This is a genomic window from Neobacillus sp. BF23-41 (assembly GCF_041106275.1).
Map to the genome: position 1 here is coordinate 1 of NZ_JBGBPR010000070.1, position 4,516 is coordinate 4,516.

Sequence of the window (4,516 nt, forward strand, 5' to 3'; positions counted from 1 at the left end):
TCTGAAAAGAGGCTAAGTCCCCTGCTGCCCATTACGATCAGGTCGTAATCTCCCTCTTTTGCCTTCTTGCATATCATCTCTGCAGGATCTCCAATATGGTATTCGCTATCATATTGTATTGATGACCCCGAAAGGACTTGTGCGGATTCTTCTAAAATCCTCCTAACTTCCTCTACTTGCAATTGTTCAATATCCACTCCGTAAGCAACTGTATTGATATTGTTACTAGGAATGATATGAAGAAGCGTTATACGGGCATTTATCCCCATGTTTTGCGCCAACCATTTAGCCGATTTCAGTGCATGTTTGGAATGTTCGGAACCGTCAACTGGAACCAAAAACCGTTCATACATGTTGTCACTCCCCTTTTTATAAAATCTTATTTTTATAATAAAACCCATGACGGTGATTATTGTGATGTAACTTTAGAATAATAACGATTAAATCTGTACGAGCGAATTAGCGCGATAAAATGGAAAAATAGTTTCATTGAAAATTACTGCCAATCGAGCAAATGTGTCTTGAACCATTCCACGGCTGCGCTACTCGATTGGTCGAAATATTGCGTGTACGGGTCAAAATGTCCTCCCGGTATCAGCACCAGTTTTTTGGGCTCCAGTGCTTGCTCGTATGCAGCAAGTGCCAAATCGGTAGGAGTTATAAAATCGTTTTTTGCAACCAACATTAACAGCGGCGTAGGACTAATATTGGCAATAAAAGCTCCTGGCTCATAACCTCTTGATAATTCAATTGAACGCAACGTAACTTTGTTAATGAATTTCTCTGAGCCTTTCGTATAGAATTCAACCGCATCCTTCGATTTATAGACGCTATTTTCAAATTCTCCGCCCGTAACGACCGAATAATAAACGGGACTTTCGCCGCGTTGCCTGTTTAGTCTATCTTCGGCAAACGAGGACAACAACTCTGTGAGCGCCTCTCCGTTCACTCTTCTTAGAGCAATTTTCGAGCCGCTGATCGTCGGTACTTGGGACACGACGCACTTTACTCGTTTATCGGTCGCGCCGACAACCAAAACATGGCCCCCGCTGTAGCTTGTGCCCCATACTCCGATTGCATTGCTGTCGACTTCCGGTAGTGAGCCGGCGTATGTTATGACATGCCGGTAGTCCTCCACTTGCTGCCAAGGATCGATTTCGTGCCTTGGGGTTCCATCGCTGTCTCCAAAATTCCGATGATCAAACAACAATACTGCAAATCCGTTGGCGGCGAATTTCTCAGCGTAAGGCTCCAAAAACATCTCCTTCAGTCCCGCATATCCATGCGCCATCACAATGACCGGTATCGGCTTATTATCTTCGCGTTGCGGCAAATAAATCCAGCCTCTGAGCATGGTTCCTTCAGCATTTATTTCCACATTATTTCTTTTAAAACCCGATTGTTTATTCATAACAGATTAGCTCCTTCTATGATTAAAAGGAACTGTGGACTGCTCGCCCACAGTCATCTCCTTTGAAAAATAAATAACAGCTTCGAACTTTACTTTCCTTTAAACTGAAAGCTCATCGCCTCATCGAGCAGTTTGTCGTCCGCCGTAACCCGGTTTACCACTCCGTGATGCCCTTATTCAACTTTCTCGGAATAAAAGTAAGATGAGTCAATCTCGCCGGAAAGGCGATCTCTTAACACTGCGGAAAACTTCAATGCGCCTCCCAGAGGGCGGTGATGTATCGCAATATGCGCGATTGCTTTATTTTCGTTGCGCGTAAGCACAGTGACACCCTTGAGATGTACGCTGTCAAATGTCTGTGCTTCCCATTCTTTATACTCCTGAAGGCCGGCGGTCGTACTTCTCGTAAACGTCAAGCTTTCATAGATTGTGCTGGCTTCTCCCAACACCTTCTGAACGTTTTCCCGCCCAGTGATAGGGGCGTTCAATACTGTGGCTTCGAACATTACACCTCAAGCGAATGCCTCGGCAAATGCGGTTTGAGACTTATTCGCGAATGCGGTTTCCCAGTCCTCTTTGTTTTATCCTAGAACCCTTTATTTTGTAAACTAATACTTTCAAACTATTGAATAGGAGTGATTGAGAGCTTTGTAAGCTTTATTTAAAATAAAGGCTCTTTTTATGACCGCCATTGTACAGCTAATGTGCATTTTAAAACTAACGAAGATCCCTTTTAATTAAACTTTGACAGCATTTGCTGAACCCCAAAGCGCTCCAGGGTTTACTCGATTTGGATAAAGATCAAGCATTGCATTGTATAAATCTAAAACGTTGTCTGTTTCTTTATCCAAACGAATAAAGTCTAACAGATATTGTTTAGTTTCATCCAAAATTTTTGGGTTATTATCATTTTCAGGGACTTTATGACCCGCAATAACAAATTTAGAATTTAATTCTTTCAAGCCATCGATCGCAAGGATCCATTCAAGTCGAGAACTCTCAGTTGTTTCAGCTAGATGCTGATGGATTCCGTTGTAAACAACATCACCTGCCACCAGTAATTCAATATCTGGAATCCATAATGACGTTGTATTTGCTGTATCCGTAAATCCAGCTTCAATGATTTCCAACCCATGTTCTTCAAGTTCAAAAGAATTTGAATCGATCACATCGGGAAAAACTTGGGGTTGAGGAATTTGATTAGGGAATAATTTACCCCAAAAACTTTCAATATGTTTTGGACTTCCTTGTTTATAACTCACTTCAACAGATCCTTTTGTTGCTAGTACTTTAACATTGGGAAATGCCTCTTTTATTTGTTTGATCCCAAAGAAATGATCGCCGTGACCATGCGTGATATAGATGTATTTTAAGTTACGATCAAAAGACTTTATCCAATCAATCAATTTTTGGTTTTGTCCAATTGTAGTAAAAGTATCCACTAAAACTGCGTCTTTTTCTCCATAAATTAAAGTAGCAGTATTGGAAACCCATTGAAGTTCTTCTTTTCCTTTTGGTAGGTTTCTTGTGAGACCGGCACGTTTTACGCATAATTCAGCGAATTGTAAGTTTGACATTTTAATCATCCTTAAATTTTATTTTTACTATACGATAACCCCAGGAATGACTGAAAACCCATCCACACCCAATAAATAGCAGCAGTATTTTTCAATTACATGTAGTATGCGGGCTAAAGATTCTCCGGATACGATGAGTGACAACATGTCGGTTTTTAGTTTTAAAATATGGTTTTCCAACTCAACTTCAGATTGAGTTGGGTGTCCTGCTTTCAATGGTGACTGCCCCTTCTCGAACTTTACTTACTAGTAAGTAAGTTCAAGCTGTTTTGCAATAATTAATTCCTTACCGATCGTTCGGGCTTTGGACGAAACATAAGCTGGTGTCTGATGAAATTAATGTTTTTAGACTGATCCATTATAAAGAAACAGCGTCGGTTAAAGTCTCTAAAAAGAAAGTCTTAGACTGCCGCCGCTGTTTCAGCGTGTTATTCATTTAGTCCGCTTCAACCGAACGCTCCAGCCATGTGTTGACCTCTTCTAACCGTTTGGTATAAGCTTCGCGGATCGTATATGCAGCCTGAGATCCAACTGCCAAACGAAGCGGCGAATTGTCGCTTTTTATAACGGAAATAATCAGTTGCACTGCTTTTGCCGGGTCGCCGGTCTTGATGTTCGACATACCTTTCTCGTATGCTTCATATAGCGGAGCATATTCTTGTTTCTTCTCGGTATGCTGCATCGATCCGCCAAAAAACTCTGTTGCGTACACGGAAGGCTCCACGATCGTCGTCTTGATCCCAAAGCTTGCGAACTCTTGCGCGAACGCTTCGGAGAAGCCTTCAACTGCAAACTTGGATGCAGCGTATATGCTGTACGGAGGCATGGACCAAGTTCCGAAGAAGGATGAAAAATTAACGTAATGGCCCGATCCTTGACGTTTAAAGACGGGAAGTGTTGCTCGGATGACATCTAGTACACCGAACACGTTGACGTCGAACTGCTTCCGGATTTGTTCATCCGTATACTCCTCCATCATTCCGAACAGTCCGTATCCGGCATTATTCACCACAATATCGATTTTCCCGAAAACGTCAACGGCTTCTTGAACGGCGGATTGAATTTGCGCCTTATTTGTCACGTCCAAAGCTGCTAGGTGAACTCGATCCGGTGCCAGTTCTTTAAAATCCTGAATAGATTCAAGTTTGCGTGCCGTTGCGACCACTTTGTCTCCTGCTTGAAGCAGCTGCTGCACAAATTGCCGTCCGAATCCTGACGAAGTTCCTGTAATAAACCATACTTTACTCATAGTCTTCATTTCTCCTTTTTTATTATTATGACCTGATCCTCTGTTTTGATGACAAAACTTGACAGCGATCGATCAATAACTTTTTGCTTTTTGAATTTAATAATTTGTTGCTCTTTAATATTTTCTCCCGAAATTTTCCTTTATATTTACAACTAGTGATTTTGAAAATTCCATAATTTGCTCCGCATTTGAATTGAATTCTATTTTAGTGAATTCATTTAGTAACTGTAATATTTGATTCGCTGCTTGGAAATTTTCATTCGCAATTTGGGCTTGTAT

General features: G+C 41.3%; 6 protein-coding genes. All 6 read right to left on the minus strand.

Annotation, left to right across the window (positions count from 1 at the left end; translation table 11 throughout):
* The coding region (locus AB7942_RS30080; RefSeq protein WP_369449727.1) for a universal stress protein at nt 1-353 on the minus strand (353 nt) is incomplete at its 3' end.
* 143 nt (nt 354-496) lie between these two features.
* Nucleotides 497-1,411 (minus strand): alpha/beta hydrolase, encoded by a 915-nt coding sequence (locus AB7942_RS30085; protein ID WP_168244570.1) that lies wholly within the window; start codon nt 1,409-1,411, stop codon nt 497-499.
* 173 nt (nt 1,412-1,584) lie between these two features.
* Nucleotides 1,585-1,917 (minus strand): hypothetical protein, encoded by a 333-nt coding sequence (locus AB7942_RS30090; protein ID WP_210427055.1) that lies wholly within the window; start codon nt 1,915-1,917, stop codon nt 1,585-1,587.
* A gap of 231 nt (nt 1,918-2,148) precedes the next feature.
* A complete protein-coding gene (locus AB7942_RS30095; RefSeq protein WP_369449728.1) occupies nt 2,149-2,988 on the minus strand; it encodes an MBL fold metallo-hydrolase in 840 nt (279 codons plus the stop codon).
* Between the two features lie 27 nt (nt 2,989-3,015).
* On the minus strand, nt 3,016-3,204 hold the full coding sequence (locus AB7942_RS30100) for a hypothetical protein (protein ID WP_168244572.1): 189 nt from the start codon (nt 3,202-3,204) through the stop codon (nt 3,016-3,018).
* 220 nt (nt 3,205-3,424) lie between these two features.
* Nucleotides 3,425-4,237, minus strand: coding sequence for an SDR family NAD(P)-dependent oxidoreductase (locus tag AB7942_RS30105; protein ID WP_168244573.1), 813 nt, complete (start codon nt 4,235-4,237; stop codon nt 3,425-3,427).
* Between the last annotated feature and the right edge of the window lie 279 nt (nt 4,238-4,516).

Bases quoted from the DNA above. Each gene is read 5' to 3' on its own strand.
- AB7942_RS30085 (WP_168244570.1), bottom strand. From the start codon at position 1,411: ATGAATAAACAATCGGGTTTTAAAAGAAATAATGTGGAAATAAATGCT.
- AB7942_RS30090 (WP_210427055.1), bottom strand. From the start codon at position 1,917: ATGTTCGAAGCCACAGTATTGAACGCCCCTATCACTGGGCGGGAAAAC.
- AB7942_RS30095 (WP_369449728.1), bottom strand. From the start codon at position 2,988: ATGTCAAACTTACAATTCGCTGAATTATGCGTAAAACGTGCCGGTCTC.
- AB7942_RS30105 (WP_168244573.1), bottom strand. From the start codon at position 4,237: ATGAGTAAAGTATGGTTTATTACAGGAACTTCGTCAGGATTCGGACGG.